Annotated in this window: 5 protein-coding genes; 2 read left to right on the top strand and 3 right to left on the bottom strand. The window is 35.9% G+C overall.

Going from position 1 to position 6,000, the window contains the following annotated elements; genetic code table 11:
• Positions 1-574: 574 nt before the first annotated feature.
• Complete coding sequence (locus H7K77_RS21480; RefSeq protein ID WP_268911895.1) at positions 575-700, top strand: hypothetical protein; 126 nt, start codon at positions 575-577, stop codon at positions 698-700.
• Between the two features lie 65 nt (positions 701-765).
• Here H7K77_RS21480 and H7K77_RS06005 read toward each other — a convergent pair whose 3' ends face one another.
• The 3 genes from H7K77_RS06005 to H7K77_RS05995 form a co-directional block, all read right to left on the bottom strand.
• The gene (locus tag H7K77_RS06005; RefSeq protein WP_186576825.1) at positions 766-1,530 is read right to left on the bottom strand and encodes a MerR family transcriptional regulator; all 765 of its coding nucleotides are present in this window, start codon (positions 1,528-1,530) and stop codon (positions 766-768) included.
• Between the two features lie 70 nt (positions 1,531-1,600).
• Positions 1,601-2,557, bottom strand: coding sequence for a bile acid:sodium symporter family protein (locus H7K77_RS06000; RefSeq protein WP_186576824.1), 957 nt, complete (start codon positions 2,555-2,557; stop codon positions 1,601-1,603).
• A 33-nt stretch (positions 2,558-2,590) separates the two neighbouring features.
• Positions 2,591-3,367: an ABC transporter ATP-binding protein gene (locus tag H7K77_RS05995; RefSeq protein ID WP_186576823.1), complete on the bottom strand. Its 777-nt coding sequence runs from the start codon at positions 3,365-3,367 to the stop codon at positions 2,591-2,593.
• Positions 3,368-3,868: 501 nt separating this feature from the next.
• Here H7K77_RS05995 and H7K77_RS05990 point away from each other — a divergent pair.
• A complete protein-coding gene (locus tag H7K77_RS05990; protein WP_407926418.1) occupies positions 3,869-5,335 on the top strand; it encodes a catalase in 1,467 nt (488 codons plus the stop codon).
• Positions 5,336-6,000: the final 665 nt, after the last annotated feature.

Raw genomic sequence — 6,000 nt, 5'->3', positions numbered from 1 at the left:
GAAGCGTTCCCCACGGAAAGCGAGTGTTTTTCCGCAGCGTCGGATTTGCACTCAACTAATCAAAAAATAAGAAGTTACTGCAGATTTTATCTCAAAGTTGTCTTAATTTAACAAATAGAGATCTTAAAAAGAATATCTTTTGTAATCGTATACTGAGTCCTTGTTCTTATTTACTTTAGATACTTTTTAATTTAATATATGAATTTACTAAGGGGGATTGATTTAGATTGGAAAGATTGTTATTTTTTTTATGCATTAGTGTCTTATCATTAACAATGATCCAACATACTAGCTCTCTTCCATACAATCACATTGATACAGGAATAATTAGTCAAGCTGAAAGCAATACATTTGAAGCTGATACATTAACAAAATATAACGATAAAATCGACATCTCATTACTACAACAATACACCGCTCTTGTAGCCCTCTATATACTTATCCTAGCTTTTTACCCATCCATACGATTACTACTGCTCCGCCTTTTTCTACTAACAATCTTTTACCAGTCATCCTATTTCAAAACAAAATCGTTTTCCTAAGCCAATAAATGATGGAGAAAGGAGAACTGATTATGTTTATTCATTTTGCTAGGTTTATATTTATAGGAATTTTCTCACTTTCTGCAATTAGTCTACTAGCCTATCAAGGCATTGAAATAGCACATTCCATTGCAGATTTGTTCGGAAAAAGATCTTAATCTTAAAAAACGGAATCCCTTCACAATTTGGGGGATTCCGTTTTTTAGTACATTTTGATATGCTATTAACTTTCTCGTTTATCACAGTAAATTTTTATAGCTTTACTGAAGAAATCTGCTAAGCCAGGACGATACTTATTTAAATTTTTAGTAAAACGGATATCTTGAACATACAGATCGGATAGCCCTCGAAAAATTTCCAAAGTACACTCGTAGTAGTTGTCATTTATATAACTTCGATATTCAGAAACTAACTTTTGCACAATTCGGTTATTAGGGACGCTATCCATTACATTAGCTAGCCCTATCAATATCTCGTCCCCTTGAACTTTAATATGTTGCCAGTCTGATTCACTATAATTTGCAGTCCTTTGCTTGGACTCTTGATAGGCATCTGTAGTTCCATATATCTCTTCAACCTCGTCTGCATATTTATTCCGATAATATTTAATCTCTTCCATACTAAAGGCTTCAAATTTTTCTTGGTTACTCATGTTCACACCTCCATCCAGTGACATAATCGTTTTTTCAACCGATTGAATAATACTGTCGAGGCGATCCCTTTTTGCTTGTAAGATCTGTTTTTGGTTGATTAAAGCATGGTATTGATCATAGGAAGGACCATCCATTATTTCTTTTATTTTTTGTAGCGGAAAATCTAACTCCTTGAAAAATTGAATTTGTTGCAAACGCTCTAGATGTTGATTGGTATATAACCTATATCCATTCTGTCCCTTCTTCTTTGGTTTTAATATACCAATTTCATCATAGTAATGCAGCGTGCGCACGCTTATACCAGCAATTTTAGCAACATCTTTTACTAGATACATCCGATCACCTCATATATAACGTTAAGCTATCACGTAACGTTAGAGTCAAGGTTCAATAATATTTATCTAACTAACCCTTTGAGTAAGCAACCTTATTATAGTAATTATGTAATAATTGACTGTATAAAGACGCCAATACTTGTTGAAATAGCATTCCTATTACTACGGGTACTGCTACTGGAGGTGGAAAATATGCTACTGCAATAACTGCTCCTGCACTAATATTTCTCATACCCCCTGTAAAAGTTAAAGCCACCACAACATCTCGATCCTTTTTCAATAGGCGACCAACTATCCAAGAAATAAGATATCCACAAAAGGCAATAAAAAACATTACGGTAGCAATCTTAACTAACTTCCAATTGATATCTTTTAAATAAGGTGCAACAACTGAACTATTTATCATAATCACACTAGCTAAACCCACTTTTGAAAAGGGCGCTAGACGTGGGCTAAGTGTATCTTTAACCCTTCCTTTCGTCATCTCATTTAAACACATTCCAACGATAGAAGGGATTACAATCATTCCAACCAAACCTTTCATAATACTCCATACTTCCATCTCAACCGAATGCCCTACTAATATAGACAAACTGTAAGGGACAAGAAATGGAGAAAGAATAGTATCGATTAAAATAATTGAGAGTGTCAAGGCCACATTCCCTTTACTAATAGAAACCCATATAAAGCTTGTTATACCTGTAGGAATAACCATTGCAATTATCAATCCAGTTATGGTTAGAATATCTTCATGAAAGGATATATGCCCAATCCCCCATGCCCATAATGGCATGAAAATATGAAGTATAAACAGGGCAATCATAATCGGAAGAGGATGAAGAACTGCGCGTTTCAATGAATTAAGGTTTGAACTTAAACTTCCCACAAAAGTCATAAAAGCAAAGACCCACGGTACTAAAAAAGATAAATGAACTAGATATTGTGCTAACACCACACCAACAACAACACTTGTCGGTGCAAGAAGTGGCATTATTCTCTCTAGTACTCTATTTACACGTTGCAGCATGAATAATTCTCCTAACTCTTTAGTTGAACATTTTTAAGCCTTTATTAAAGAAAACCGGCCATTTTTCCGACTTACTTCTACTGGCATTTGAAAAAAATCAGATAGTGTAATAGAAGAAATTAGACTATCTGTCTGACCCGACGCAAATACCTGGCCACTTTTAAGAAGTAATGTTTGATTAAAACAAGGTAAGATTTCATCTACATGATGCGTGACATAAATAATAGTAGGAGACTGTTCCATTTTTGCGACCTGTTCAATGGTTTCTAGTAATTGTTCACGAGCCAAAAAGTCTAGACCGTTCGCGGGCTCATCTAAAATAAGTAGTTTAGGCTCAGCCATTAAGGACCTTGCAATCATAACTCTCTGCTGCTCCCCCTGAGATAATGTACGGAAACTACGATTAGCATATGAAAAGCATCCCAAATCCTTCAATAACGCTTTAGCTTTATTCCTAATTTCATCAGTGGGGGTTTCATAAAGTCCAATAGAACCAAAAGCACCACTTAACACAATTTGATAAGCACTATCATCCTGATACATACGCCCCTTGATTTGGGAAGAAACTAGACCAATTTCCCTTCTTAATTCTTCCCCAAGTACAGCTTTACCAAATTGTCTTCCCAATACAGTAACAGAACCTTTTGAAGGGAAATAAAAGGCACACAGCATATGTAAAAGTGCAGTTTTTCCTGCACCATTTAAACCCAATAAGGCACAATGCTCTCCTTTTATAACATTCCAATTAATATTTTTTAATATCGTGTTTCCTTCTTTTATTAAAGATACATCTTGCAAGTTTACTACCATATCCAACCTCCCTGTAAACCTCTTTTAATAACTTACTATTATCCCTTATTTTTGTTAAATAATCGAGGTAATTACTTCAATCATTATCATCTAATGAAGACTATTTAAGAATCATGTAGTTAAAAAAACAGAATTATTTCCCATTTTTTTATTTTACCTATTGAAAATGATTATCATTATCATGTATAATAACTTGTGTAGTACACTTCCATTAGTTTAATAGAAACATCCCATTTTTCACTAAGTTTTGTTACCCCCAATCAACAAATACTTTTAAGGATGTTTCCCCTAGAAAAGAGAGGTCTCATAAACCTCTCTTCTTTTTATACTTTTTTTCTGTAAGATAGTCTATTCCCTGACGTATTATCATAATTATTAAAAGGAATAATTATTTCTTATTTAAAATCATTGTAAATAAATATTGATTTTTAAAAGATTTGTATTATAATAAGAAATGTATTAGACGAAAAACTATTAAACTATTCAAGGAGAGGTGTTCACATAGTGAGTAATGAAAAAAAATACTTAACAACTGCTTCAGGAGCCCCTGTTGGAGATAACCAAAATTCAATTACAGCAGGTCATAGAGGACCAACTTTAATTCAAGATGTTCACTTAATAGAAAAACTTGCACATTTTAACCGTGAAAGAGTTCCTGAGCGGGTCGTTCACGCAAAGGGTGCTGGTGCACACGGATACTTCCAAGTAACTAATGATGTATCAAAATATACAAAAGCAGCATTTCTATCTGAGGTTGGAAAAAGCACACCAATGTTTATCCGTTTCTCAACAGTTGCTGGTGAACTAGGTTCCGCCGATACAGTACGTGACCCAAGAGGTTTCGCCGTTAAATTCTATACAGAAGAAGGTAACTATGATCTAGTGGGTAACAATACACCTATCTTCTTTATTCGCGATGCGATTAAGTTCCCTGACTTTATCCATACTCAAAAGCGTAATCCACATACTGGTAGAAAAGATCCTAATATGGTTTGGGATTTCTGGTCTTTATCACCAGAATCATTACACCAAATTACTTACCTTCATGGTGACCGTGGTATTCCTGCAACATTACGTCATATGAATGGTTATGGAAGCCATACATTTAAATGGGTTAACGCTGAAGGCGAAGCGGTATTTGTAAAATATCACTTTATTGCTGAACAAGGGGTTAAAGCACTTGATCCTGAATTAGCTGCTAAACTAGCTGGTGAAAACCCTGATTACCATACAGAAGATTTATACAATGCTATTGATAATGGCGATTTCCCTGAATGGAAGCTTTATGTTCAAATCATGCCTGTGGAAGATGCTAATACTTACCGCTACGATCCATTTGATGTTACAAAAACATGGTCTCGTAAAGATTATCCTTTAATCGAAGTAGGCCGTATGGTATTAGATCGTAATCCAGAAAACTACTTTGCTGAAGTAGAACAAGCAGCATTCTCACCTGGTCACTTTGTACCTGGTATTGAGGCATCTCCAGATAAAATGCTTCAAGGTCGTTTATTTGCTTACTCTGATGCGCATCGTTACCGTATCGGTGCTAACCACGAAGCATTACCAATTAACCGTGCAAAATCTGAGGTAAATAACAACCAGCGCGATGGACAAATGCGCTTTGATGGCAACGGTGGAAGTGCAATCAACTATGAGCCAAATAGCTTTAACGGACCAGTTGAAACACCAGAAAATAAAACTAGTCCATTTGAAGTATCTGGTTTTGCTGATAGTGTTGCCTATGATAGTGATGACCACTACAGCCAACCACGTGCACTATTCCGTGATGTTATGGATGATGGAGAGCGTACTCGTTTAATTCAAAACTTTGTTGATCACTTAAGCGGTGTAGATTATGATGAAATTAAACTACGTCAAATTAGCCTATTCTATAAAGTAGATCCTGAATTAGGCGAACGTGTTGCAGAAGGCCTAGGTCTATCCGTTCCTGAAACAGCTAAATAATAAATATCTAAGGTCGCTCTTCTAGTGGAGCGGCCTTTTTTAGTATTTGAACTACGAGGGTATCTAATCCTGTTTTTCCAAGTTATTATGGAGACTTCTAAATAGAGCTCATTTAATTTGTAACTAAAAGGAATTCTAGATTACTACTATTGACTTTATTCCAAGAAATTATTGGATATACAATATTAGCTCTTTTCTCATACTTTATGGCTTTCAGAATGCCGCAGTTGAGATAAAATCCGCAGTAACTAACTTTTTACAATCTTAATAAATGCTGATCAACCGTTCCGGAAATATACTACGCTTTCCGCGGGCTCGCGCTGAGCCTCCTCGGTCGCCAAAAGCGCTCCCTGTGGGGTCTCAACGTCTTCGCTATTCCCGCAGGAGTCTCCGTATATTTCCTCCACTAGCATAACTTTCATAAAAAAAGAGATGCATTTTAATTATTTGATTTTAGGTATTAACCAAAACTGACTAGATAACACAAATCTAGCGTAGGCAGAATACGGAGACTTCTGTGGGAACAGCACGCGTCCGAAGATCCCGGAAGAGCGTTCTTTGCTCTGAGGAAGCTGAGGCCGTGCCCACGAAAAGCGGAGTATTCTGCCGAAGTGGTTTTTAGCACTCATCCCCTTTTTATTTGAGAAAACGCAACGATTAAGATG

The sequence above is a fragment of the Aquibacillus kalidii genome (assembly GCF_014280935.1).
GTDB lineage: Bacteria > Bacillota > Bacilli > Bacillales > Amphibacillaceae > Aquibacillus_D > Aquibacillus_D kalidii.
Note: the sequence above shows the minus strand (reverse complement) of the source record. Positions and strands in the feature narration are given on the sequence as shown.